Below are 24,238 nucleotides of genomic sequence, written 5' to 3'. Positions count from 1 at the left end.
GGACTGGTTTTTCAGTTTTTATTATTTCCATTGACTGAGTCTCGTTGAACCTTGCAGTAGCATACACCAAGGTCATTTAGACCATGTTCCTTAAGCTTCATACCTACGCGAAGCACAGTTTCGGAGATTTCATCAATAGTAGTCAAGGTTTCGCATCCTCCTGCAGCGGCATTGGCGCAGACAATAGCTGTGGGAATAGCAGTCATATTTCGTATAAAACAAGGGACTTGAGAATAACCATCAACTGGATCGCATATCAAACCTAGAATACTTTGTGCACCCAGTACTGCAGCACGCTCGATTACGTCAAGATCATCGGATATCATCGATGCCAAAGCTCCTGCAGTCATTGATATGGCTACACCGATCTCAGCTTGGCAACCCCAGGCACCATGATAGTGAGTTGGGTAATATATGATGCCAAGAATACCAGCAACAAGTAGGGCTTTCAGTGCATCCTCTTTAGTTTTGCCAAGGGCCTCAGCAGTGTATCGAATAGCAGGTACTGGTACTCCAGATGCACCACCTGTAGGCATGCATGCTATGACTCCGTGAGATGCAGCAAATTCCATTATTGATAGGGCGTCTGGTGAAGCTTTATCGGCAACTCCCAAAGGTATGAATAGCCCTTTTTCATAGAAAGCCTTTACTTGTGCAGCGTGAGGTTTTGTGTTGCCGTCGTAACCCTTGACCTGGTAACCTTTTATAGAGGAGTCAATAGATAGATCCCAAAGGGATTCGGCGATTTTCATAAGCTCTGATTCAGATAGGCCGCTAATGGCCTTTTCATAGTCCAGAGCTGCCTGCCAAAGATTTATATTCTCCTTCTTAGCGTATGAGAACATTTCAGCACCATTGACAAAGGGCATACAGGGATCATCAATAGGTATTATGTCATAAACGGGATCCACACAACGGGCGTAGATTACTTCATCCATTGCTCTAAGGCCATCCAATAGATCTTTAAGATATGGTATGCGGCTTCGCGAAGTGATAAGACTATCTCCACCTTCAGTACTTTCGATATTATAATTACCTGGTAAATTAGATATTACTTTAGTGACATTATTTGTAGTTGTACGGATAAGTAGGTAATAATATTTTCCATCAATATAAGTCTTGATACCATCCAAGCAATCTATATAGATCTCACCACCCCCAAGGGATGCAGTTTTGACAAACACCTGATCACCAGAGTCTGAAAAAAGAGTTAACCAAGCGGATTCAGATGGACGAATGGGAACTACACCCTCTGTAAACTCATAATTAAATGTCAATCCACTGCTGTTTGCATCGATATAGGCTTGATCAAAATCATATATAACGATGGATTTTTTCATTACCCCAACGAGGAATGCTTTGTCGCTATGCATTCCATAGAAGGTTGAATAATATCCGCCATCCTTGGCCATCTCGACATTCAAATGGCTAGGCATTCCGATCAATAAGTTTGAAACCATCCTGCCAAGACGGTAAGGACCAGCTGTATTAGAACTGGATGGGCCAGGGGTGACTGGTGACAGGCAATCGTTGAAAATGCTGGGATAAGTTTTCATTATACATTCCTCCTGATTTGATGCTTATTTAATAGCGGCTAATAATTTAATGTGTCTTCAATTACTATTATTATAGCTTAGCATATTCAAGTATGGGAGAAATATTGGAAATTGGGTAAAGCAAAAAAGAAAGAGTACAGGTAGAGAATGTGTTTTTAGGAGGGGCTAAATTGAAGCAATATGTCGTAGATGCATTTACTGATAAGGTCTTTGGAGGAAATCCAGCAGCGGTTTGTGTTATGGAGGAATGGCTTGATGACGAGACGATGCTAAATATCGCGAGGGAGAACAACCTGTCCGAAACGGCCTATGCAGTCAAAGAGGGCTCAGATTACAGGCTTCGTTGGTTTACTCCAGGTGGGGAGATAGATCTCTGCGGACATGCTACCCTTGCAACAGCCTATGTGATAACAAGATTCTACGAGCCTGAGGCAGATGAGGTCAGATTTCAGACTCGCAGCGGACTTCTAACAGTTGTGAAAAAGGGTGAACTTTTAGAGATGGATTTCCCTTCTTATAGCCTTACTAAGGTGGAAGTCACCGATGAAATGGAAAAAGCGATCGGCGTAAGACCAACAGAGGCATATATAAGCAGAGACCTTCTATGTATCCTACCAAATGAGGATGATGTTAGGAAAGCTGCTCCCGATATGGAGAGGGTGAAAAAGCTTGATGGCCTTCTTCTTCATATCTCAGCTAAAGGGGAAGGATATGACATCGTATCAAGATCCTTTGCACCTAAGCTTGATATCCCTGAGGATCCTGTTTGTGGCTCAGGTCACTGTCACATAGTACCATTTTGGGCAGTTGGTGAGGGCAAAGAGAAAATAGTTGCCTACCAGGCTTCACAGCGTGGAGGAGTCCTATACTGTGAATATCTGGGTAAGAGAATAAAAATGAGCGGGAAGGCTGCTTTGTTTTCAGAAGCAGAGATATATTTTTAATAATATATGCCAGTTTACATAGACAAGGGTGTTGAACCCTTGTCTTTTCTTGTGTTGGGAATTTGATCAAAATTCATTGCATTGTCTTCTATTCATCACATTTATGCTATACTTTAGTCAAGAATACTTTTTGAGGAGAGATAATTTGATGAAAAATCAGGTACTTTTGATCAATGATTTACCAGGCTATGGGAAGGTTGCACTATCGGCAATGCTTCCAGTACTATCACATATGGGATTCAACCTGTACAACCTGCCAACTGCGCTGGTATCAAATACTCTGGATTATGGTAAGTTTGAGATACTGGATACTACCGACTACATGAAGAATACTATAAAGGTATGGGAACAGCTGGGCTTTGGCTTTGATGCAATATCCACCGGCTTTATAGTTTCAGGCGATCAGGTAAAGCTGGTTGCTGAGTATTGTAAAGCTCAATCAGCGATTGGTACCAAGATTTTCGTGGACCCTATAATGGGTGACGACGGCAAGTTGTATAACGGCATAAGTGAGACAACAGTCGGGCACATGAGAGAGCTTTGCTCCGTGGCCGACTACGTAGTACCAAATTACACGGAGGCATGCTTTTTAACTGGAATGGCTCCAAAGCAGTCGGTGTCATTTGAGGAAGGTCTAAAACTGGTGGACAACTTGAGAGAAATGGGTTCGGATTCTGTTGTAATAACAAGTGTATATCTTGAGGATGGAGCGGCAGTAATTGGATATGACAAATCAATAGGGGATTATTTCAGGATCCCATTTGATTATATCCCGGTGAGATTTCCAGGAACAGGGGACATATTTTCAGCTGTTTTGATGGGTAAAGTCCTTTCAGGCTGGAGTCTTAAGGATAGCGTTCAAAAGGCGATGGATATAGTCAGTGGATTGATCATTTTGAATAAAGATAATGTAGACAAATTTAAAGGAATTCCAATAGAAGCATCCTTAAGCAGAATTGATATTTAGAATATTCTCCAGGAGGTGATTGCAATGAGGCGTAAGGACAGAGAAATGAGCAGTGAGTTTGGACTTGAGGTGATTGAAAGAGCTCAATATGGAGTACTATCCATGGTGGATGATAAGGGCGAACCCTATAGTATCCCTCTTTCTATTGCTAGAAAAGGAGATTTCCTTTATTTCCATTCTGCAAAGGAAGGAAAAAAAGTAGAGCTGTTCGAGAGAGAACCAAAGGTGAGGGTAGTATTTGTGGGGAATGTAGAGGTTCCTGAGCTTTATTCAAATGAAGAGCTGGAGGAAATATCCGAAGATAAGGGAGCGGCTGCAGCTCTTGCCAGCACAGTATTTACAACAGAATTCGAGTCTGCTGTAGTATCAGGTAATGTAAGGATAGTACAGGAGAAGGAAGAAAAAATAAAAGCCTTAAGACTTATTTGTGAGAAATATACTCCAAGCAAGCTAAAGTACATTGATATCGCTATCGACGGAGGACTTGAAAGAACGAACATATATAAAATTAGAATTGAGGGAATCACTGCTAAAAGGAAGAAGTTCGATGATAAGCGCGAAGAGATGAAGTGGGGAAGAATGTGATAACAATGGGAAAGATCGCTCTTTGAAAAGGGAGGGTCCTTCATTGGGTAGACGGCATACCTCAGGAGGTGAAAAGAGATTGGATTTGATTATTAAAGGTGCAAGGGAAGGAAACCTTAAGGATATCTCTTTAAATCTTCCCAAGAACAAGCTTATAGTCCTCACTGGTCTCTCGGGTTCCGGTAAATCAACCTTAGCGGTTGATGTCATATTTCAGGAGTGCCAGCGGCAGTACCTTGAAGCCATAGGACTTCAGGGCATTCGAAAGCCAAAGGTGGATGAAATGAGAAATCTCTCACCTGCTGTGCTTATTGGTCAGGGAGAATATGGCAAGAACCCAAGGTCCTCAGTTGGCACTGTAACCGATATTTACACGGATCTCAGGATGATATTCGAGAAGCTCCATGAAAGAGAATGTCCAAATTGTCATTCACGAATATATTCACACCTTTGCAAGGAGGAGCTCGTAAAGGATGGAAGCGACTACAAAGTATACATGTACTGCTCCAGCTGTGGACACAGGATGGACAAGCTTACCAGAACTCATTTTTCTTTCAATACAAGAGAAGGGGCGTGCGAGAAGTGCCATGGCCTGGGCGAGGTCATTGAAATAAGTGAAGCTGCGGTTATAGATAAAACTCTTACCCTTGAGGAAGGAGCAGTCCAGTACTGGGACCATGCCTACAAGGATTATCAGATAGGGAATGTCAATAAGGCAATGAAGCATTATGGAGTTCCACTTCAAAAGGAAGCAAGAGTGATGAACTATACTGATGAGCAGCTTGCCATACTCCTATACGGTGCTGAAAGTGATGAGGTCAAGGAACTATTTCCTGAAATTAAAGCCCCAGATAAGGTTACTGATGGAAAGTTTGAAGGAGTTTATACAACCCTATGGAGGAGACTTTCTGATAAGGGAGGATTGGCTAAGCAGCTTGAAGGATTTTTCCATTCTAAGGTCTGCCCGGCTTGTAATGGAGAGAGGCTGTCAGAGGTTTCTAGAAGCGTAAGGGTCCATGGAACGAGACTACCTGAACTGGCAAGGTCATCTCTCGAGGAGCTGGGAGCATGGATCTTCGATCTAACAGGAACTGCATCTGATAGAGAGATAGTTTTGGTAGAGCCATATATTATTGACCTTAAGACAAAAATAAATAGGATCAACAACGTGGGATTGGGTTATCTTTCACCAGACAGGCAGACGATGACACTTTCAGGTGGAGAAGCTCAAAGGATAAAGCTTGCAGCGATCCTGGACTCAACACTTACAGGTGTTATATATATAATGGATGAGCCTACGATTGGACTTCATCCAAGAGATACTGAGGGTCTTATCAGGATACTTAAGGATCTTAGAGACCTTGGGAACACTGTGATAGTTATTGAGCACGATCCCGAAGTCATGAAGGAGGCTGACTTCATTGCGGATCTTGGACCTGGCTCAGGAAAGCATGGAGGAGAAGTAATAGGCACAGGGACTCTCAAAGAGATCATGGAAGATCCGAAATCTGTTACAGGGTTTTGGTTAAGAAGTACCAAACAGATAAAGACTTCCTTTAGGCAAGGTACAGGTGAGCTGCTTTGGGTTAGAAATGCAAATCTACATAATCTAAAAGGTATAGACGTGAGCTTCCCTGTTGGATGTTTGACGAGCGTTACCGGTGTTTCAGGCTCCGGAAAATCTACACTAGTATTTGATGTACTAGCAAAGGGAAAGGATAGCTCAAAATATAGTGAGATATTGGGTACTGAGCTATTTGACAATATAATCACTGTTGAGCAGTCACCGCTTTCTCGGATGCGAAGATCAAACGCAGCCACCTATACAGGACTTTACACAGAGATAAGAAAGATTTTTGGAGGTCTTCCAGAAGCTAGAAAATTAGGTCTCGATACAAAGCATTTCTCCTTTAACACAGGTGAAGGAAGATGTGAAACATGCGAGGGGTTGGGCTTTGTCACCAGCAACATGCTGTTTTTTCAGGATATCGAAGTTGTTTGCCCTGATTGCGGAGGCAAGAGGTTCAAGGATAAGATTTTGAATGTAAAGTATTTTGGATACAATATAAATGACGTGCTGGATATGTCTGTAGAAGATGCATTGGTCCTGTTCAAGGACAACAAGAAGGCTGCTGCCGTCCTGGGGCTTCTCTGTGAAGCAGGTCTGGGATACCTTCAACTCGGGCAGTCTATAACTACTTTGTCAGGTGGAGAAGGCCAGAGACTGAAGCTCTCAAAGGACCTAATGGAAAACAAGGGCAAAAAGAACCTCTATCTTATAGACGAGCCTACCACAGGACTCCACCCCCTGGATGTGGAAAATTTTCTTAAGCTCCTGGATAAGCTTGTCGATGCAGGAAATACGGTTATTGTAGTTGAGCACAATCAGCAGGTGATAGCTTACTCGGACTGGGTCGTCGACCTTGGTCCTGAGGGAGGTATCAAGGGAGGGGAGCTTGTCGCTGAAGGCACTCCAAGAGAAATAATAAGGAATGAGGCGTCAATAACAGGAATATATCTTAGAAACTTTGAAGAGGAGGAGATTTTGTGATTAAGGACTTGATCATCAAAAACAGGACCTATAGAAGGTTTTACCAGAATGTTGAGATCACAGAAAAGGAGTTATTGGAATTTATCGATCTGGCAAGGCTCTCTTCAACCGGTGCCAATATGCAGCAGCTTAAATACATTGTCTCACACACTGCAGAGAAGAACGAAATGATATTCCGGGAGTTGAAGTGGGCAGCGTATCTAAAGGATTGGGACGGACCCATCGAGGGTGAGAAGCCTTCGGCATATATTGTTATGGTAGCAGACAAGGAAATCAGCTCCAACATATACTGGAATCATGGTATAGCATGTCAAAGCATTCTTCTTGGAGCTGTGGAAAAGGGCTACGGAGGCTGTATGTTTGGAGGCTTCAATAAGGAAAACCTTAAAAATAAGCTGAATGTCCCTGATCGATATGAAATACTTCTTGTGATCGCGCTGGGTAAGCCTAAGGAAAAAGTAGTTCTTGAGGATATTGGACCGGATGGAGATATCAAGTACTGGAGAGATGAAAATGGAGTGCATCACGTTCCAAAGAGAAGTCTTGAAGAATTGATATTAAAGCTGTAAATATTATTTATAAGGGGGGTATTCGTATGTCAAAGGGTATCGATCTTGTTGCAGGCGAGAGGTGGTTTCCAAAAGAAACAGGCTTTGAAGAGGATATGCCATTATTCTGGGGAGACTGGGGAGTCGCTTCTGAGGTAGCAGATCTTAAATCCGTGATCTTAAGGAGGCCAGGCAGGGAGGTGGAGGAATTCGATCCTGAGAAGGTAAGATTTACCAGTGAGCCTCTTGATGTAGAGCTGATGAGAAAGCAGCACGACAAGCTTGCCGATATCTACCGGGAGAATGGGGTCAAGGTTTACTATGTTGAGAATCAGCGCGATGACAGACCTAACGCCGTATTTTGCAGAGACCTTATGTTTATGACGCCTGAGGGTGCCATTGTTGGAAGGCCTGGTATGGAGATGCGCAGAGGTGAGGAAAGATATCTTGCGGAATCCCTTGCTAAGATTGGGGTTCCTATCGTCAAGACAATTTCAGGTGATGGCTTCTTTGAAGGTGCAAATGCAATGTGGGTGGATAGAAAAACAGTCGTTCTTTCAACCAGCAGTCGCTGCAACAGATCAGGCTATGAGCAGGTTGAGACTGAGCTTAAGCGGATGGGAGTAACGGACATTATCCCAATGCAGATACCCTACAGCAATATCCATATCGATGGGATCATGAACATGGCTGCCGAGGACATTGTGATGCTCTACGCACCACAAGCTTCCTACGATGTAGTCGATACGCTTAAGAGAAAGGGAATAAAAGTCCTTGAAGCCCCGTCAGAGTATGAGGTTAGGCAGAAATTCGGAATAAATTTTGTGGCATTGAAGCCGGGTTTGGTAGTTCAAGCTGAAGGTGCCCCCCAATGCAGAGAGCTTCTCGAAAAGAACGGAGTTAAGGTAATTCCTGTTGATTTTACTGAGATAGTTAAGGGCAGAGGTGCTATCCACTGTGTAACAGGATTCTTAAAAAGAGGATAAGAAAAAGGACTAGCTCTTGGTTTCCAGGCTAGTCCTCTTTCGATATTTGATCAGCTAAAAACTCAATAAAGTCAACTCCACGTTCACCATCATAATAGTCTTCAGGGACTTCGAAAATATTAATGCTTATGCCCTTACTCTCCAGTATAGGTATAAGCTCCTCCATGAACACACCTTGTAAACCAGTTATTGAGCAAGTAGGGCTTTGATGTATTCCAAGAATACCAACGATCTCATAACCAGAGTTTGAATAAACTTCAATAATTTTGGCTGAATCAGCCGCAAGCACTTTGCAGAGCTCTCTAAACTCAGGAGTATCATACTCTTCCTTAGACATTGGTGGCCTGCCTAGGCCAAGATATCTAAATTCTGGACAAGGCAGCTGATGTATACCGATGCCTTTATCCATTATTAATTCAATTATGTCCTTGTAGGCGCCCTTAGCTCTTGCAAGAGGCTCAACTACTGAGTTTTGATTTAGAACGCAGTGTGCTGCGAATATTACTCTTTTGCTTCTATCCATTATTTAACTCCGTTTAATAGGTTTGATGGAAGCTTTTTAATAAGAAGCGCTACTAATACTGAGCTTAGGATCTTGTCCACTATATTACTGGCTATTCTAGGTATGAATGCAGCTGTGAATATCTTTTGTCCTGATTGTACCAGCCAGGTAAATATTACGTCATTAAAATCTCCGGTGATTCCTCCATATACATATGTAGCGATTGGAGTGCCTATTAGGGGCGCAACTACTGCTAAGATCATACCGGTTATTACTGCTGTTTTAAGGTTAAACTTATATTTTCTGGCTATGAAGCCTACAATAATACCTACCGCTATGTTTACAAGTGCAAAGGGTATGTTTCTAGGATCGCTTATTACGCCTTGAACCACATTTGTTAGACCGCCTGTCAACGCTCCCCACCATGGTCCAAATATTGCTGCTGTAAATATTGTTCCGATTGTATCAAGAAACACAAGTGGTATACTTAAAAAATTTGCCACAGATCCTAAAACAATGTTAATAGCTATTCCAAGTGCAGCAAAAATCATAGCTGAGGTGTTCTTTTTGCTATTCATTTATCTGACCTCCTATATTATAATCACAACTGATTATAATATAGGTATCGACATGAAGTTAAATTGGATTATTTTATACAAATTTGAAGTCTATTAGCTTATCAAATAGCTATTTTGTAATATCTAGCAACATAAAATCTCTTTTTAAGTAGCCCATAAGTACCGTGTCAGTATATCCCCCGTTGATATAGTAATCCTCTCTGAGCCTTCCTTCCTCAATAAACCCACATTTTTCGTAGCATCTGATGCCTCTTTTATTGTAATCCCTTACGGTTAGATCCACCTTGTTCAGGTTAAGCTGGTTAAAGGCAAAACCAAGAAGCAGCTTGATAGCCTCGGTCCCGATGCCTTTCCCATGGAGCTCCTTCCTGCCTATGACTATACCAAGAGTCGCCTTTCTGCTTACCCAGTCCACCTTAATCAAATCTATCTGACCGATATACTCCAAGGTGTCCTTATCTGCAATTACAAAGCCCCTGGCCTCGGATTTATTTTCGATCATCATGCTTAAGTAGCTCTCTGACTGGTGAAGCGTGTGAGGATAGAGGAATAATCCGCTTAAAAACTGTGTAACCTCACTGTCATTGACCCAGCCTCTTATACCATCCAGGTCCTCCCATCGGTATTCTCTAAGCACTATGCTTTTTCCATATAGTCTTGGCATTTAAGTTCGATCCTCCTTCTCAAGCTTCTCATTCAATAGGACCATATGTATGTGGTCCTCCCACTTGCCATTTATCTTCAGATATTTGATAGCAAGACCTTCGTTGTGAAAACCAAGCTTCTCAGCTACCCTAAGCGATCTGACATTTCTAGGCATGATATTTGCCTCTATCCTGTGCAAACCGAATTGGTCAAACATTATCTCAATTCCCTTTCTGGCAGCCTCAGTGATATAGCCCTTGTTTATCTCGTCCTTATCTATCTTGTAGCCCATAAAACAGGATCTGAAGTGACCCATCACTATATTGTCAAAGCCAAGGGAGCCGATGGGCGTTGCAGGGTCCTCCTTCTTGAAGATCCAAAGTCTTAGCGAGCCTCCATGCTCCATAACTATCTGTTCCTTTTGTATAAGGAGCCTTTGATAATCCAGAGTGAAATAGTCCTCGGTTCTCTCTGTTTCCCACTCCTTGAGGAATTCCCTGTTCCTCAAGTAAAATTCAAGGACCCTTATGGCATCCTCCTCCTCAAGCGTCCTTAAGATGAGTCTCTCAGTCTCATAATGTCTACTCATACGCCCACCTCACTGTCATCAAAAAAATTGAATAAACTCCAGGGCTCCTCATTAGGTGGCAGCGAAGCAAGTTCCATAAGTCTACTATCTTCAGGATGCTTGAAGACGAGCTTGTTTGACCATAAAGCAATCTGGCTCCAGCCCTCCTTTTTCATAAATACCCTGTTGTACTTAGTATCTCCCCAAATGGGCAGTCCAGCATTTGACAGCTGGACTCTGATTTGGTGGTGCCTTCCTGTATGTAGCTTTACTGAAAGAAGACTTAGAGCTCCAAGGTCACTGGTTTCAACGGTTTTTATAAGGTTGTATGATAGTCTTGCTTCCTTTGACCCGGGAGTACCAGGCGGGACAACCTTACTCATATTAACTGTCCTGAGCTTTTTAAGATGGTCACTTAGTTCACCATAAGGAGCAAAAGGGGTTCCCATAACAACCACATAGTACTCTTTTTGAATCGTCTTATCAGTTATCTGCTTAGATAGTTTTGCTGCGGCTGCCTGAGTCTTTGCGTAGAGAATTATCCCTCCAACAGGTCTGTCAAGCCTATGGACAAGAAATAAGTTCCCTCCAAGCATAGTCAAAAGGTCCTCGTCTCCAGTCTTGTCACCCTGGGCAGCAATTCCCGACGGCTTGATTACCGCCAAGATATGCTTATCCTCAAATATTCTTCTTATCTCCATAATAGCCTCCTAGGTGTCGCCTTGAGATTATTATACTCGATACTCAAGCAATGTGCATATGGTATAATAAAAGATACAATTCACACCTGGAGGACAGATGGAGCTTTTTATTGCCGATTCAAAAAAACTGAAGAGTAGATTCGTGAGCTTTTATTTGGACCAATGCAGGAAGGACCCTTTGAGAAGAGACTCCATGTCAGGGCTGTTAAGGGGTCTCTTGTATAAAGAGTCGGTGATGGCAGCTTCAGCATATCTTGAGCCGTTATTAGTTGTGGATGAGGACAGGATAGTGATGGCAACGATCCTGGCTCAGGCTGATAGGATGCCTGAAGCACTCCAGTTATGTTTCTTTGAAAGCGATGGGTATAATTCGGAGGCCTTCAGCATAATTTTGGCAAAGGCTGAAGAATTGGCCAGGGAAATTGGAGCTAAGCAGATAACAGGATCTCTTAATCTACACGTAAATTACGGCCTTGGCTTTCTTGCTGACAGCTACGATAAGGTCCAGAGCTTCGGCATGTCTCATAATCCTGAGTATTTCCACCAATACTTCATTGAAAATGGCTTCGAGCCCATCGATCTCGTATCCTACAAAAAGGACATGAGGGGTTTGGATCAGCTTATGGGGAAATCCCTAAGGAAAAGAATAGAGTCAAGGTATAGTGTTCGAGAGCTTGACTTGAAAAAACTTCCTGAGGAGGCAGAGCTGTACACTCGTATCAATAACCAGGCGTTTTCATCCCATCCCTTCTATTACAGGAGGGTGCCAGAAGAGGATCTTGAGCTTTTCAAGGACTTCAAGCTTTTTCTGAAGTCTGAGAACCTTCTATTCGTATACCGCGGAGATGAACCTGTAGGTTTTATGCTCTGGTATCCTGATTTTCATCAGCTGATGAAGCCGGGTGAGACTATTGGACTAAAAACACTCCTTAGGTTTTGGATGAATAAAAAGAAAATAGATACCTTCAAGATAGTTGAGATGGGCGTTGTTGAAAAGGAAAAGGGAAGGGGGGCCATACTTGCCCTATTCCAATACTGCCTTGAAAGAACCAGAGGGAGATACTCTTATATGGAGTCAGGGTGGGTACTTGAGGATAATATGGATTCCAGGGCTTTTGGATTGAAATGGGCAGATGGTGAGTCCAAAAGATACACAGCCTATATTAAGGAGCTCAAGTGATGAAAGCATTCAAAAGGATATCAGATCTGCAGGGAGAGGATTTTCAGGTTTTTCCTGAGATAATTGAGCTTTTGGAGGTACTGGAGAGTACAAATCTATGCGGACAGATATATTATCAAAACAACAAGAGCCTAGCGTCTACTTACAGAATAAGTATTTCACCATTTACTTTCATGAATGGATCAAAATGGGAAATCCCTCTAAGAATCGTGGGGCTTCCTGTTTCTCTGGCCTCACAGGGATACTGGGCTGTAGAGAAGGAGCTTCTTGAGATCCTTGATGGTCTTAAAGGTATAACTCTTGTGCTTAACAGCAGGGAAGCTCTTAAGGGCTCGGTGCGGACTCTTCCAACCTACGTACTAAAGAACACATTCAGGAATATGGATGACTATCTGACTTCTCTGAGGAGCAGCTATAGAAGAAGGCTGAGACTTGCCCTCGACAGGGGAAGCTCGATCTATATAGAGACTATCCAGCAGCAAAAATTTGCGGAGGAGCACTACGAACTCTATTTAGACGTCATGAAAAGAACAAAGTTTCCCCTGGAGACATTGTCTATAGATTTTTTTAGAAGATACCCTGCCAGACTTACCCAGTTTAGAGACAAATCAGATGGAAGGCTGCTTGCCTTCACTCAGACTAAGCTAGTGGGTAAAAGACTTGTATTTATGTTCTGCGGCTTCAGGGAGGAGGATGTTAAGAGCTATGACCTTTACTGGAACATGCTCCTTTCAGTTCTTGAAGAGGGATTTGATAATGGAGCTGAACTTATAGAGATGGGACAGACATCTGCTGAGACTAAGCTTAAGCTGGGGTGCTTCAGTGAAGAAAGGTATATGATGCTTTACCACAAAAACCCTCTGCTTAGAAAGCTTTTACAACTAGTTTCATCGCTCTTGGCTTACAAAGAAACTGATCCTGCATACCATGTTTTCAAGGGGGCTGAGAGGTTTTGAGGATCCTTATTGAGAAAACCAGAGTAGATACCATATTAAACTTTTTCCAGCCAGTTGTTACAGAACCGCTTGAGCTGGAGTATCTAAAGTCATCACTTGAAAGCTCAGGTCATGAGGTTTTTCTGGTGGATAAGATGTTCCGTCTCCAGATGTCGGCTAATATTGCTCCGGAGCTGGTTATCCTGAATGGATACAACACAGCTGAGGACGCTATGAGAGAAAGGGCAGCCGAATACAGGAAGCAATATCCAAATTCATTGATTGCAGCTTCAGGAGTCCATGTACAGCTGAATAAAGAGGTTTTTAGAGACGAACACTTCGATCTTGTCATTCACTCTGTAAGCATTGAAGCCTTTATGAGACTTTTGGATGTCCTCCAGACATGGGATGGCAAAACTCCTCTAGAGGGTGCTGATATCATGTCAGGAGAGGATGGTATCTGGATCCTTGGAAATGAGGTAAATCTTGAGCGGGCTGAGCAGATCGTCCCTGATAGAGCTCTATTCAAAAGAATAAGAAGAAAGACCAGATATCTTGATAAGAAGGACGTAGCGCTGTTTAAGTCAGGGGTAGGATGCCCCCACGACTGTTCGTTCTGCTACTGCAAGGCCTTAAATGGGAGTAAGTACATTAAATCTGACTACAGAAGGCTATTTCAGGAGATGACGGAGCTATCTCCAGGCTACTGCTGGATCGTAGACGACATTCTAATGAAAAATGAACATGATGCAAGGAGCTTTATCGAAGCGTCAAATGAAGCAGGGTTTTCTGGGAGTATCATAGGCTATCTTAGAGCTGATTTTATCTATAGGAATCAAAGCATACTCAAGGAGCTAAAAAAAGCAGGACTGAATGAAGCAATCGTAGGCTTTGAGGCACCATTCCACTGGCAGCTTCAGGATTACAACAAAGAAATTGGACCGGAGACGTTTCGAGATATAGTTGAGAGCCTTAAAGCTGCAGAAATTGATTTGACTGCTCTGTTCATTGTAGATCCTGGATACACCAGGAAGGATTTCAGGGAGCTTAGATCCTTCATCAGAGAATTGGATATCGAGGTATTCACTATGTCAATTTTTACGCCGATAAAGGGAACTGCAGACTATGAGGAAATGAAGGATAAGATTATCGACCACAGGTCAAATAGGAGTGATTTCCTCCACCTTATACTCCCTTCAAAACTTCCGAAGGCTGTTTTTTACTTTGAGTTCTATCTGACCCACCTAAGGCTTCTATTGTCCCGGAGGGTATGGAAATATATTTTGAAGAGGTAAACTATGAATGAAATGATATGGGATTTTTGGGCATCGAGATATCATAGGCTTTGGGTACAGAAACACTCACTGAGGCCTACAAGGCATGCCGTATTGGATATCATAAGAGAGCTTGAACCAATACAAGGCACTAGGATCCTTGACCTTGGCTGCGGAGTTGGGGAGCTGATGGAGGAGCTTGAGAAAAACCACGGAGGTATTTCTCTTACAGGGATAGACTCATCCGGCGAAATGCTTCGGATATCCAAATCGAGGAATCCAAACGCGAAACACATCCAACTCGCTGCAGAGGAGCTAAGTTCTCTTAAGGACTCCTTTGACATCATAGTCTGCACCCATTCCTTTCCCTATTATGCTGAAAAGCACAAGGTCATAATGGAACTGCATAGGTTACTAGCTCCGGGAGGAAGTCTTGTCATAGCCTTTGCAAGCGTCAACTCATTATACGATAAGCTGGCGATGTCTATGGTAAAGTTGACCACAGGAAGTGCGGAGTATCCTTCCCACGATAGCTTTTTAGAGCTTATCCACTCTTGTTTTAATGCCAATCGTCATCTGATCATTAGGGAAAGACCGTATATGCCGACAATTTCAGTCTACCAGCTTAGGAGGAAGGAGCTATGAAGATCCTGCTGGTAAGACCCCGTCCTCACAAGGAGACCATCGGACTTCAGCATGTCATGATTTGCGAACCCCTTGAGCTGGAGTACCTGGCAGGCAATATCCCTGGTGTATTATCAGAGCAGGTAGAAGCCGTGATCTATGATATGATCCTTGAGAAGGAAAGCTTTAAGAGCATACTTTTAAGGGAAAAACCTGAACTGGTGGCGTTTACAGGTTATATAACTCATGTTGGAACGATCAAGGAAATGGCTGAAGCTGTCAAGAAATTGCTGCCAGATGCAGTTACAGTTGTTGGAGGAGTACATGCTGAGGTAGTTGGTGACGATTTCAAGTCTCCCTTTATTGATTTAATATTCACTTGGAATGGGGTGAAGGGCTTTAACCTTGCCGTAAAGGAGCTTTTGGAGGGAAGAGCTATAGAGGAGATAAGAGAAGGCCTGAAGTCTATGGAGAGAGATCCATATGACTTGAAGCTGCTTCCTCCTGACCGGTCACTTGTATCAAGGTACAGACAAAAATACTATTATATGTTCCACAATCCATGTGCACTTATTAAGACCTCCTTTGGCTGTCCTTACAATTGCAGCTTTTGCTTCTGCAGGGAGATCACCCGTGGGAGCTACTATAAAAGGCCAATGGAGGAGGTCATCGATGAAATTCTGTCGATCCCTGAGAGGGAGATATATATAGTTGACGATGATTTTCTATATGACGAGGAGAGGCTTGGCAGGTTTATTGAACTGGTTAAGGAAAAGGGCATAGACAAAAGGTTTCTGGTCTACGGAAGGGCTGACTTTATTGCCTCCCATCCACAGCTTATGAATGAGCTACACTCTGTGGGCTTAAGGGCGGTTATCGTCGGAATTGAATCCGTAAGATCTGAGGACCTTAAGGACTATAGAAAAGGAACCACAAGAGAGATAAATGAGGAGTGCATAAGACTGCTAAAGGACCTGGGGATAGAGCTCTATGCAACTCTAATAATTCCAATGGATTTTTCTGCTGCTGATTTCTGGGAGCTTTCTGGATGGCTGGTTAGTCAAGGGGTTACTTTTGTAAACCTACAGCCTTTAACCCCCCTTCCTGGTACTGAAATTTTCGCTGAATACGAGGACAAGCTCCTTATTAATAGAGAGGATCACCACCTGTGGGATATGGCTCATGTAGCTCTTCAACCTGAAAGAATGACCGTAAGGGCGTTTTATATAAGGCTGCTATTATCTTACTGGAGAGTCGTAATGAGACCCGGAAATATCGTAAGGCTGATAAGGGCTTATGGAATCAGAGAGAATCTTAAGATGCTTATGGGCAGCCAGAGAGTGAGCCTTCAATACGTTGGTAAGATACTGAGAGGGATATGATGAAGAGATTACTGCTTATTCAGCCAAGTCCATATGACAAGGAGAAAAAGCCCATAAGAAAGAGCAGGCTATATTTTGTTGGCCTTGCGCTGCCTATTCTTGCAGCCTTGACCCCTGAGGATTGGGAGGTTGAGATCATCCTCGAGACAATTGAGGATGTGCCATTGGATCATCCCTGCGACCTTGTGGGGATAAGCACCATGGGTCATGGAGTCCTTAGGTCGATCGACCTTGCAAGGGAGTTCAGAGCAAGAGGTAAGACAGTAGTCCTTGGGGGATATATGGCCAGCATTATGCCTGAAGAGTCTTTGAAATACTGCGATGCTCTAGTTGTTGGAGATGCCGAGATGGTATGGAGTGAGCTCCTGGAGGATTTTAACAGAGGTGAGCTCAAGCGCAGATATGAGAAAAGGCACTCTGGTCCATGGTTCTCAACACCAGCTCCCAGGTTCGACCTGATCCTCCATAAACCAATTGGGGACTTTCTTCCTGTGCAGGCTGGAAGAGGATGCCCCAATGTATGCAGCTTTTGCTCAGTTGCCTGCCTCTATGAGGGAAGCTATATAAGAAAACACCTCGAGGAGCTGGAGAGGGATCTTGAACAGATAAGAGAACTAGGCTTTAAGAAGGTGCTGCTGCTGGATGACAATATCCTCTCTGACCGGGACTACCTTTATCAAGTCCTTGAGCTTCTTAAGGCCAAGGGACTTAAATGGATGAGTCAGTGCGATATAAGGGTAGGAGACGATGAGGAACTGCTAAAAAGGCTTGCCGACAGCGGCTGCACTGCACTTAGCTTTGGCCTGGAAAGTATTTCGAGGAAGAGCCTTATTGGCATGAGCAAGGGCTGGGCTGATCCTGCCAGCTATCCAAGACTTATAAGGAATATTAGGAGACATGGGATCGAAGTATCCACCGAGATGGTAGTGGGCGGAGAAGGAGACACTCTCGATTCAATTAAACTTACAAAAGACTTCGTTGAAGACAACAGGATATCAGTCCCCAGATTCTATATTCTTACCCCATTTCCAGGAACCAGGTTTTTCAAGGAGATGGAGGAACAAGGGAGATTGGTGGTCGGGAATATCTATTCCTATGACGGCACCTTTGCAGTATACAGGCCTTCAAACATGACCCCTGAGGAGCTGACAGACAGCTATTGGAGGTTATATGATGAGCTGTTTACCTTAAGCTCCATCATTAAGAGAAATATACTTAAGAAAGCCTTCCTCAGGTATCCGGGAAGATATTTGTTCTACGTTGGAGTAAACCTATATTACAGACACCAGATAAAGCAGCGGATAACGCCAAATATATTTTAGCGAGGAATTTATGAGAATACTACTTGTAAGACCGCCGCGGATCAAGCAGGCGGTTACAGTTGGGGAAATGATGTTTTCAGAGCCCTTGGGCCTTGAAATGATATATGGGGTCCTTAAAACAGATCATCACGTAAGGATATTCGATATGATGATAGAAAAAGACCTGAAGTCGGAGCTGGAGGAATACAAACCTCAGGCAGTCGGCTTTACAAGTCTTTGCGTGGACGTAGGGATGGTACTTAAGCTTTCGAAGCTTGTTAAGGAACTTTATCCTACGATTACGACTATTGTAGGAGGTACACAGTGCCTTCTTAGACCGGAGAGCTTTTTTGATGAAACTATGGACCATATTTTTAGATTCACTACGGAGGACAATATAAAAACCTTCTTCAATATGCTGGAGGATAGGGCTTTAGATATAATACCAGGAGTTCTTTCAAAGGAGTTTTCATATAAGGACGAGGGGACTAAGGGCAGAAACCAGTACCTTATTCCTGACAGGTCATCAACTGAAAGATACAGAAGAAGTTATTCATATTTTGGCTACATGCCTGCAGCTATCATGGAATACGGAACAGGGTGTGGGAAGGCGTGCCGATTTTGTCTGAGATGGGGAATAGAGGGTGTTGAGGAAAAGCTTATCGATCCTGAGCTGACCAAAAGGGACCTCCTCTCAATCGAGGAAGACACAATAATGTTTATAGACAATGACTTTTTTTCCAGTATGGACAAAATCAGAGGATTTCTCGAACTGGTAAAAGAGCTTGGGCTTAGGAAGAACTACATAGTCTACGGTTCTGTTGAAGGAATACTTGGCTGCAAGGAGCTCCTGTCGGAATTTGTAGATATAGGGCTGAAGGCAGTCCTCGTAGGCTATGAGACCTTCAGCGACACTGAGCTTAAGGAATATAGAAAACGCGCAACTGCGACAGACAGCGAGGAGGTATCCCGACTATTGAAGGCGTACAAAGTTGATGTCTGGGCATCCTTCATGGCTCACCCAGACTGGGAAAAGCGGGACTTCAAGGCATTGAGAAGGTTTATAAACCTCCTTTCTCCTGAGATATCCACCATAAACCCTCTTACTCCTTTTCCGGGTCTTCCTATCTACAAGGAATTCAAGGACAGGCTTTTATTCCCGGAAGATGACCACGAGCGATGGAGCTTTGGACAGGTAGTCGTAAAGCCTTCCCAAATGAGCCTGAGGAGCTATTATTGGGAGCTTATGAAGACATATCTGTATATTAATCTTATGAGCAACAAAAGCACAGAGATGCTCAAAAAATATGGCTTAAAAAGCCTATTGAGAATAACAATTGGCTCAGTAAGGTTATCCCGGAAATACCTAAGCCTCATTATAAAGGGCTGATGTGTTAGGCAGCTTTTTTACAGGGTAAAATAATAGTGTTGGAATTTGTCTTAATGACGAACGGAGGTATTACCATGAAAAAGCTGTCAATAATAACGATAATGATAATAAGTGCGGCATTGCTCCTATCCTCCTGTGCTCCTGAGGCCTCCACTGAGGTACTGAACCAGGGTGATCCTATTATAGTCGGCTCCTTTGTCGATACAGAGGGAGGGATACTAGGCAATATGATCCTCCTTACCCTTGAGAAGAATGGATATGCAGTGACTGACAAGGTACAATTCGGAACACCTGATGTCCACAGAAATGCACTGATCGCTGGTGAGCTCCAGGTAGGCATCGATTATACCGGCAACGGACAATTCTATTCCGAGGGTATAGATGAGGAAGTTTGGAATGATGCATTGGCAGGATATGAGGCCATAGCAGCATATGACAAGGAAAACAATGGACTTATATGGCTTAAACCGGCAAAGGCAAATAATACCGAGGCCATCGCCATGACGAAAAGCTTTGCAGAAGAAAATGGGATTGTGGATATGTATGATTTCGCTGATTACGCAAACAGTGGAGGAGTAATTAAGTTCATCACAAGTCAGCTATTTGCAGAAAAATACTCAGGGCTTCTGGGAATGGAGGAGGCCTATGGCTTTAAGCTAAAGCCAGAGCAAGTGATAATGCTTCCTCACGGCAATACGGCTGAAACAATAAGTGCTCTCGCAAATGGCACTGATGGAGTAAATGCTGCTCTTGTTTATGGAACGGATGGTTCACTTGCAGATCTCGAGCTGGTCGTTATCGAGGATCCTCTTTCGATACCGCCTGTGTACGAGCCATCAGCAATAATAAGGTCTGACGTGCTGGAAAAATACCCTGAGATAGGACCTATCATCGAGGATGTATTTGAGACTCTGGATCTTGAAACCCTGCAGCTATTAAACAAGAAGGTAATAGTGGATGGATTGTCGCCCAGAGAGGTTGCCGAGGAGCATCTGATAAATGAGGGGATATTGGAATAGCATCCAAGGAGAGTACATCATGAACAGGGTGATACTTGCATTATCGGGAATATTATCAGCATTACTTTTAAATATTGCAGAAATAAAACTAAACAGGATAGCATCGGGGACAAGTCAAGGTGCATTCGAGTTCCTGGGTATTTGGGTCTATTTATTGCTAGCGGCTTGGGTCATCGTGATGGCCCTTTCTTTTTATAAAGGCAGGGAAGGAGAGATTCTTACCTTTATTGCAGTTATTTTTGTGCCAATAGCTTTAATATTTGGGATGGTTTCATTTGGAGATACATCTGTACTTGAAGGTGCGAGTCCAAGGATATCGCTATCGGCAGGATTTTATACACAGCTTATGCTTCTCTACCTCTTGGTATCTGGAATAGAGAAACCGAGATCGATCTTGAGATGGATGATACCTATGGTCTATGCGGGACTGATTGTATTAGTAATATTTATTGCTATATCCGGTAAACTTGACGGCTACTCTCTGACCAAGGAGTACTTGGTCAGAAGGTCTCAGTTTATGGGGCACCTAAGAACGCATGCCATATTATCAGTAGGGTCCACTTTTTCTGCAGCTATTATCGCAATTCCTCTTGGATATCTGGCATACAGAAAAAGCAGCCTGGAGGGACGAATAATGGTACCCTTGAGCATCATAGAGACAATACCAAGCCTGTCACTTTTCGGACTATTACTTGTTCCTTTATCCACTCTTGGCAGCTTTGGTCTGTTTAGGGCTATTGGAGTCAGCGGGATCGGATGGGCTCCAGCTTTTGTAGCACTTACCCTGTACGCACTGCTTCCCATAGCTAGAAATACTCTTGCTGGCTTCGGATCGCTTGATCCGGCGATAATTGATTCAGCAATTGGAATGGGAATGACCAAAAAAGAAATACTGAGGAAAATTGAACTTCCCCTGGCTATGCCAGTGTTATTCACAGGAATAAGGATAGCACTTGTACAAACAGTTGGGGGAGCAGTATTGGCAGGTCTTGTTGGAGGCGGAGGATTAGGAAGCTTTGTTTTTCTGGGACTTGCAGAGGCCTCGCAGGATCTGGTGCTTCTTGGGGTAATACCTATAGTAGTGATAACTGTTTTGGTAGACGGTGGATTGAAGAGACTTGAGGATATATTCAGGAGATCTGTTTATGATTAGATTTGAGGGAGTAACTAAGAACTATAATGAATTCAGTGCAGTTAATGACGTATCCTTCCATGTGGAAAAAGGAGAACTCCTTGTGATCCTGGGGCCTTCGGGCTGTGGGAAGTCAACCACCCTCAGGCTGGTCAACAGAATGGTTGAAAGAACCAGAGGCAACATCCAGATCAGAGGGAAGGACATAGACAGCTATGATCAAGTTGAGCTTAGAAGAAGCATAGGCTATGTGATCCAAAGTACTGGATTGTTCCCGCATATGAGTGTAGGAAAAAATATCTCAGTAGTCCCTAATCTCTTGAAATGGGATGAGAAGAGAGTAAAGGATAGAGCTATTGAGATGCTCCAGCTTGTTGGCCTTGACAATGATGGATATTGGAATAAAAAGCCATCAGAGTTGTCAGGGGGAGAGGCACAAAGGATAGGCGTGGCAAGAGCCCTTGCATCAGACCCAGATATACTTCTCATGGATGAGCCTTTCGGTGCGGTAGATCCCATCAACAGGCTCAGACTTCAAAGAGAATTTATGAGGATCCAGCAAAAGCTTCATAAGACTGTACTTTTTGTTACTCATGACGTAGACGAAGCTATTCTTCTTGGGGATAGGATCTGTCTTATGGATAAGGGAAGGATAGTTCAGATGGATACCCCTGAGAAGATAGTTATGAATCCTTTGAACGAGTTCGTGGAAAGCTTTTTCAAGGGAGAGGGAGCGCTAACTCTGCTTTCGAGACGAAGAGTATGCGAAGCAGTGGAGATGATTGAATTTCCAGGAAAAACCATATCACCTGATGCTACGCTGAAGGAGGCTGTTGGGATCATGCTGTCGACCGGTGAGGAGAGGCTTTCGACCGATGGTGGGAGTATTTCATGGGAGGGTATACTCAGGATCATGAGGGGTGACCTTAAGTGAAGGGGAACAACAGAAATCTAATATATGGAGCCATTATTAGTTTTTTATTATTGCTGATACTTGTATTTGGCGAAAGCTTTCAGAGGATACTTGTTTCAATAGCAGGAAGAGAAGAAACGACTTATATCAGGACTCCAGTTTATATTTATTTCCTTCAGCATCTTTGGATGATCGGGATCTCAGGACTGGCATCAGTAGTTCTTGGAACTGCATTGGGTGTTTTTGCAACAACTACCTTTGGATCTGATTTTAAGCAAACTCTTTTAAAATTGGTCAAGCTTGGACAAGCTTTTCCATCGCCAGCACTTCTTGCACTCTCAGTCCCAGTGTTTGGCTATGGCTTAAACGGAGCCCTTTTGGCACTTGTAATATATGCTCTTATGCCCATAGTGTACAATGTCGTCGTTGGAATAGACGAGGTATCGAGGGACGCTATAGAGGCAGGGAAGGGTATGGGGATGAGCGAACTGCAGCTCTACACAAAGGTAAAGCTGCCCATGGCCTTAAGTGTAATACTGGGAGGCATAAGGACAGCAATGGTTATAAATGTAAGTGCTGCAACACTGGCAGCTGCAGTAGGTGCAGGCGGCTTGGGAGTTTTGATAGTAAACGGAGTCCGCACATTTGATATGGCACTTATAATGCAGGGGGCGATACCTGTAACTCTCCTTGCAATACTTGTCGAACTGATTCTTAAATGGTCTCAGGAGCGGTTAAGCTGGAAGTGATTCCTTTACCAGCTTGACTATCGATGTAGCAACTATGACTCCACAGGCGATGGAAACAGCTATGAACATCGATTCTGAGCCTGATACTATTGCTTGACTAAAATCGTTGTTTATTATATGGTACATCGTATTGTATATCCCATAGCCTGGAACGAAGGGTATTATCCCAGGGATAATAAAGATCGTTGCAGGCTGTTTGTTTTTGATTGCAGCTATCTCACCTATAACTCCAACTACAATCGATCCCGCAAGGGGGGGAACTATAAAGCTGGCTGAACTGGATTGCAGCAGCAGATAAATGAACCATCCGATCGCACCGTTCAGACTGGCAATAAGTATTTGCTTTCTTGGTATGTTGAACATAACACTAAAGCCCATTACACATAAAAATGAATAAAATGATTGAATTATTATATCCATGAAAGATCACCTAAAATGGCTAGACTTAACTGCAGTACCACACCGACCCCAAAAGCAAGTGCAATTGCGATAAAAAGAGCCTCCATTATTTTAACACTACCTGCAATGAGCTCGCCTGAAATAAGATCCCTAATTCCATTGGTCAATGCAACTCCGGGTACCAAGGTCATCAAGGGACCGACTACTATATGGTTGTAGGAGGCAAATACGCCAAAAAGCCTTAGAAATAAAACGGTAACAAGAGCTAGTCCTGCTGCAAGCAATCCTCCGGATATGTTCTTTATAAAAAAGTTCATGTCCTCCCTTGAAAGAGCGTCAGAGAACATTACAACCAAAGCAGATGCAATGTATGCTGATAAAAATTCAATAAAGGTCCCACCAAGAAGAAGAACAAAGAAACCTCCAGCAGCACCGCTGAACAGGTATCTTATCCATTCGGGGAACCTGGGGTGGTTTCTTAGTCCCTGGAGTATTATTTCTGCATGCTCCTCAGTCATGTTATCATCAGTAAAAAGACGTGAGAAAGCATTTGCCCGTGATATCACCTCGAGATCCAGAGATATTGAAGTAGTTCTGTCGACTACTGTGTAGGGATCGCCTTCGATAACGGTACTAACAATTATACCGGTAGAGACCACGAAGACGTTTACTGGAGCTGTGTGCTTTGAAGCTATCATTCTCTCTATGGTCTCCTCGACCCTGTAAACCTCTGCTCCATTTGCCAGCATTATCCTGCCTGTCTCAAGAGCTATTGATATTGCTTTTTTTATACTGATTTCTGCCATGAT

25 protein-coding genes are annotated in these 24,238 nt (G+C 43.3%); 17 read left to right on the top strand and 8 right to left on the bottom strand.

The annotated features are described in order from the left end of the window. Window positions 1-11 precede the first annotated feature (11 nt). Window positions 12-1,556: an L-serine ammonia-lyase, iron-sulfur-dependent, subunit alpha gene (locus AC4PHB_RS09445; protein ID WP_492136187.1), complete on the bottom strand. Its 1,545-nt coding sequence runs from the start codon at window positions 1,554-1,556 to the stop codon at window positions 12-14. Window positions 1,557-1,726: 170 nt separating this feature from the next. On the opposite strand from AC4PHB_RS09445, the gene AC4PHB_RS09440 reads away from it, so the two are divergent. From AC4PHB_RS09440 to AC4PHB_RS09415, 6 genes are all read left to right on the top strand, one after another. Beyond that, a complete protein-coding gene (locus tag AC4PHB_RS09440; RefSeq protein WP_492136186.1) occupies window positions 1,727-2,500 on the top strand; it encodes a PhzF family phenazine biosynthesis protein in 774 nt (257 codons plus the stop codon). Window positions 2,501-2,648: 148 nt separating this feature from the next. Next, window positions 2,649-3,467, top strand: coding sequence for a pyridoxamine kinase (locus tag AC4PHB_RS09435; RefSeq protein WP_492136185.1), 819 nt, complete (start codon window positions 2,649-2,651; stop codon window positions 3,465-3,467). Window positions 3,468-3,491: 24 nt separating this feature from the next. Next, window positions 3,492-4,052, top strand: a complete 561-nt coding sequence (locus AC4PHB_RS09430; RefSeq protein ID WP_492136184.1) for a pyridoxamine 5'-phosphate oxidase family protein — start codon at window positions 3,492-3,494, stop codon at window positions 4,050-4,052. A gap of 43 nt (window positions 4,053-4,095) precedes the next feature. Further along, the gene (locus AC4PHB_RS09425) at window positions 4,096-6,603 is read left to right on the top strand and encodes an excinuclease ABC subunit UvrA (RefSeq protein WP_492136183.1); all 2,508 of its coding nucleotides are present in this window, start codon (window positions 4,096-4,098) and stop codon (window positions 6,601-6,603) included. After that, window positions 6,600-7,172: a nitroreductase family protein gene (locus tag AC4PHB_RS09420; RefSeq protein ID WP_492136182.1), complete on the top strand. Its 573-nt coding sequence runs from the start codon at window positions 6,600-6,602 to the stop codon at window positions 7,170-7,172. The genes AC4PHB_RS09425 and AC4PHB_RS09420 overlap by 4 nt, the downstream gene beginning before the upstream one ends. 26 nt (window positions 7,173-7,198) lie before the next feature. Continuing rightward, window positions 7,199-8,137: a dimethylarginine dimethylaminohydrolase family protein gene (locus tag AC4PHB_RS09415; protein WP_492136181.1), complete on the top strand. Its 939-nt coding sequence runs from the start codon at window positions 7,199-7,201 to the stop codon at window positions 8,135-8,137. Window positions 8,138-8,165: 28 nt separating this feature from the next. On the opposite strand, the gene AC4PHB_RS09410 is transcribed toward AC4PHB_RS09415, so the two are convergent. The 5 genes from AC4PHB_RS09410 to AC4PHB_RS09390 all read right to left on the bottom strand — a co-directional run bounded on the left by AC4PHB_RS09410 (window position 8,166) and on the right by AC4PHB_RS09390 (window position 11,131). Further along, complete coding sequence (locus tag AC4PHB_RS09410; RefSeq protein ID WP_492136180.1) at window positions 8,166-8,660, bottom strand: CD3072 family TudS-related putative desulfidase; 495 nt, start codon at window positions 8,658-8,660, stop codon at window positions 8,166-8,168. Further along, window positions 8,660-9,217 (bottom strand): CD3073 family putative ECF transporter S component, encoded by a 558-nt coding sequence (locus AC4PHB_RS09405; RefSeq protein WP_492136179.1) that lies wholly within the window; start codon window positions 9,215-9,217, stop codon window positions 8,660-8,662. Before AC4PHB_RS09405 ends, AC4PHB_RS09410 begins: the two co-directional genes overlap by 1 nt. A 109-nt stretch (window positions 9,218-9,326) precedes the next feature. Then, on the bottom strand, window positions 9,327-9,881 hold the full coding sequence (locus AC4PHB_RS09400; RefSeq protein ID WP_492136178.1) for a GNAT family N-acetyltransferase: 555 nt from the start codon (window positions 9,879-9,881) through the stop codon (window positions 9,327-9,329). Then, a complete protein-coding gene (locus tag AC4PHB_RS09395; protein ID WP_492136177.1) occupies window positions 9,882-10,451 on the bottom strand; it encodes a GNAT family N-acetyltransferase in 570 nt (189 codons plus the stop codon). Then, window positions 10,448-11,131 (bottom strand): RluA family pseudouridine synthase, encoded by a 684-nt coding sequence (locus AC4PHB_RS09390; protein ID WP_492136176.1) that lies wholly within the window; start codon window positions 11,129-11,131, stop codon window positions 10,448-10,450. Before AC4PHB_RS09390 ends, AC4PHB_RS09395 begins: the two co-directional genes overlap by 4 nt. A 97-nt stretch (window positions 11,132-11,228) precedes the next feature. Here AC4PHB_RS09390 and AC4PHB_RS09385 point away from each other — a divergent pair, with 97 nt between their 5' ends. The 11 genes from AC4PHB_RS09385 to AC4PHB_RS09335 all read left to right on the top strand — a co-directional run bounded on the left by AC4PHB_RS09385 (window position 11,229) and on the right by AC4PHB_RS09335 (window position 23,030). Then, window positions 11,229-12,311 (top strand): hypothetical protein, encoded by a 1,083-nt coding sequence (locus AC4PHB_RS09385; RefSeq protein ID WP_492136175.1) that lies wholly within the window; start codon window positions 11,229-11,231, stop codon window positions 12,309-12,311. Then, complete coding sequence (locus AC4PHB_RS09380) at window positions 12,311-13,267, top strand: GNAT family N-acetyltransferase (RefSeq protein ID WP_492136174.1); 957 nt, start codon at window positions 12,311-12,313, stop codon at window positions 13,265-13,267. Before AC4PHB_RS09385 ends, AC4PHB_RS09380 begins: the two co-directional genes overlap by 1 nt. After that, window positions 13,264-14,541, top strand: coding sequence for a B12-binding domain-containing radical SAM protein (locus tag AC4PHB_RS09375; RefSeq protein WP_492136173.1), 1,278 nt, complete (start codon window positions 13,264-13,266; stop codon window positions 14,539-14,541). Before AC4PHB_RS09380 ends, AC4PHB_RS09375 begins: the two co-directional genes overlap by 4 nt. Window positions 14,542-14,544: 3 nt before the next feature. Then, on the top strand, window positions 14,545-15,165 hold the full coding sequence (locus AC4PHB_RS09370) for a class I SAM-dependent methyltransferase (protein ID WP_492136172.1): 621 nt from the start codon (window positions 14,545-14,547) through the stop codon (window positions 15,163-15,165). After that, on the top strand, window positions 15,162-16,526 hold the full coding sequence (locus AC4PHB_RS09365) for a B12-binding domain-containing radical SAM protein (protein ID WP_492136171.1): 1,365 nt from the start codon (window positions 15,162-15,164) through the stop codon (window positions 16,524-16,526). Before AC4PHB_RS09370 ends, AC4PHB_RS09365 begins: the two co-directional genes overlap by 4 nt. Continuing rightward, the gene (locus AC4PHB_RS09360) at window positions 16,526-17,848 is read left to right on the top strand and encodes a B12-binding domain-containing radical SAM protein (protein WP_492136170.1); all 1,323 of its coding nucleotides are present in this window, start codon (window positions 16,526-16,528) and stop codon (window positions 17,846-17,848) included. The genes AC4PHB_RS09365 and AC4PHB_RS09360 overlap by 1 nt, the downstream gene beginning before the upstream one ends. A 10-nt stretch (window positions 17,849-17,858) precedes the next feature. Then, the gene (locus AC4PHB_RS09355; RefSeq protein ID WP_492136169.1) at window positions 17,859-19,217 is read left to right on the top strand and encodes a B12-binding domain-containing radical SAM protein; all 1,359 of its coding nucleotides are present in this window, start codon (window positions 17,859-17,861) and stop codon (window positions 19,215-19,217) included. Between the two features lie 74 nt (window positions 19,218-19,291). Beyond that, the gene (locus tag AC4PHB_RS09350; protein ID WP_492136168.1) at window positions 19,292-20,236 is read left to right on the top strand and encodes a glycine betaine ABC transporter substrate-binding protein; all 945 of its coding nucleotides are present in this window, start codon (window positions 19,292-19,294) and stop codon (window positions 20,234-20,236) included. 19 nt (window positions 20,237-20,255) lie between these two features. Continuing rightward, complete coding sequence (locus AC4PHB_RS09345; RefSeq protein ID WP_492136167.1) at window positions 20,256-21,389, top strand: ABC transporter permease; 1,134 nt, start codon at window positions 20,256-20,258, stop codon at window positions 21,387-21,389. Further along, entirely contained in the window at window positions 21,382-22,302 is a 921-nt protein-coding gene (locus tag AC4PHB_RS09340; RefSeq protein ID WP_492136166.1) for an ABC transporter ATP-binding protein, read from the top strand. Before AC4PHB_RS09345 ends, AC4PHB_RS09340 begins: the two co-directional genes overlap by 8 nt. Then, window positions 22,299-23,030, top strand: a complete 732-nt coding sequence (locus AC4PHB_RS09335) for an ABC transporter permease (RefSeq protein WP_492136165.1) — start codon at window positions 22,299-22,301, stop codon at window positions 23,028-23,030. Before AC4PHB_RS09340 ends, AC4PHB_RS09335 begins: the two co-directional genes overlap by 4 nt. Here AC4PHB_RS09335 and AC4PHB_RS09330 read toward each other — a convergent pair. Together AC4PHB_RS09330 and AC4PHB_RS09325 are read right to left on the bottom strand one after the other, a co-directional pair. Beyond that, window positions 23,016-23,450 (bottom strand): threonine/serine exporter family protein, encoded by a 435-nt coding sequence (locus tag AC4PHB_RS09330; protein WP_492136164.1) that lies wholly within the window; start codon window positions 23,448-23,450, stop codon window positions 23,016-23,018. The two genes, AC4PHB_RS09335 and AC4PHB_RS09330, sit on opposite strands and share 15 nt — an antisense overlap. Beyond that, on the bottom strand, window positions 23,441-24,235 hold the full coding sequence (locus AC4PHB_RS09325) for a threonine/serine exporter family protein (protein WP_492136163.1): 795 nt from the start codon (window positions 24,233-24,235) through the stop codon (window positions 23,441-23,443). Before AC4PHB_RS09325 ends, AC4PHB_RS09330 begins: the two co-directional genes overlap by 10 nt. Between the last annotated feature and the right edge of the window lie 3 nt (window positions 24,236-24,238).

This window comes from Gudongella sp. QWL-04 (assembly GCF_058683975.1).
Note: the sequence above shows the minus strand (reverse complement) of the source record. Positions and strands in the feature narration are given on the sequence as shown.

Bases quoted from the DNA above. Each gene is read 5' to 3' on its own strand.
- AC4PHB_RS09395 (WP_492136177.1), bottom strand. From the start codon at position 10,451: ATGAGTAGACATTATGAGACTGAGAGACTCATCTTAAGGACGCTTGAG.
- AC4PHB_RS09370 (WP_492136172.1), top strand. From the start codon at position 14,545: ATGAATGAAATGATATGGGATTTTTGGGCATCGAGATATCATAGGCTT.
- AC4PHB_RS09325 (WP_492136163.1), bottom strand. From the start codon at position 24,235: ATGGCAGAAATCAGTATAAAAAAAGCAATATCAATAGCTCTTGAGACA.
- AC4PHB_RS09405 (WP_492136179.1), bottom strand. From the start codon at position 9,217: ATGAATAGCAAAAAGAACACCTCAGCTATGATTTTTGCTGCACTTGGA.
- AC4PHB_RS09360 (WP_492136170.1), top strand. From the start codon at position 16,526: ATGAAGAGATTACTGCTTATTCAGCCAAGTCCATATGACAAGGAGAAA.
- AC4PHB_RS09345 (WP_492136167.1), top strand. From the start codon at position 20,256: ATGAACAGGGTGATACTTGCATTATCGGGAATATTATCAGCATTACTT.
- AC4PHB_RS09385 (WP_492136175.1), top strand. From the start codon at position 11,229: ATGGAGCTTTTTATTGCCGATTCAAAAAAACTGAAGAGTAGATTCGTG.
- AC4PHB_RS09340 (WP_492136166.1), top strand. From the start codon at position 21,382: ATGATTAGATTTGAGGGAGTAACTAAGAACTATAATGAATTCAGTGCA.
- AC4PHB_RS09445 (WP_492136187.1), bottom strand. From the start codon at position 1,556: ATGAAAACTTATCCCAGCATTTTCAACGATTGCCTGTCACCAGTCACC.
- AC4PHB_RS09365 (WP_492136171.1), top strand. From the start codon at position 15,162: ATGAAGATCCTGCTGGTAAGACCCCGTCCTCACAAGGAGACCATCGGA.
- AC4PHB_RS09350 (WP_492136168.1), top strand. From the start codon at position 19,292: ATGAAAAAGCTGTCAATAATAACGATAATGATAATAAGTGCGGCATTG.
- AC4PHB_RS09430 (WP_492136184.1), top strand. From the start codon at position 3,492: ATGAGGCGTAAGGACAGAGAAATGAGCAGTGAGTTTGGACTTGAGGTG.
- AC4PHB_RS09330 (WP_492136164.1), bottom strand. From the start codon at position 23,450: ATGGATATAATAATTCAATCATTTTATTCATTTTTATGTGTAATGGGC.
- AC4PHB_RS09400 (WP_492136178.1), bottom strand. From the start codon at position 9,881: ATGCCAAGACTATATGGAAAAAGCATAGTGCTTAGAGAATACCGATGG.
- AC4PHB_RS09380 (WP_492136174.1), top strand. From the start codon at position 12,311: ATGAAAGCATTCAAAAGGATATCAGATCTGCAGGGAGAGGATTTTCAG.
- AC4PHB_RS09435 (WP_492136185.1), top strand. From the start codon at position 2,649: ATGAAAAATCAGGTACTTTTGATCAATGATTTACCAGGCTATGGGAAG.
- AC4PHB_RS09415 (WP_492136181.1), top strand. From the start codon at position 7,199: ATGTCAAAGGGTATCGATCTTGTTGCAGGCGAGAGGTGGTTTCCAAAA.
- AC4PHB_RS09355 (WP_492136169.1), top strand. From the start codon at position 17,859: ATGAGAATACTACTTGTAAGACCGCCGCGGATCAAGCAGGCGGTTACA.
- AC4PHB_RS09390 (WP_492136176.1), bottom strand. From the start codon at position 11,131: ATGGAGATAAGAAGAATATTTGAGGATAAGCATATCTTGGCGGTAATC.
- AC4PHB_RS09410 (WP_492136180.1), bottom strand. From the start codon at position 8,660: ATGGATAGAAGCAAAAGAGTAATATTCGCAGCACACTGCGTTCTAAAT.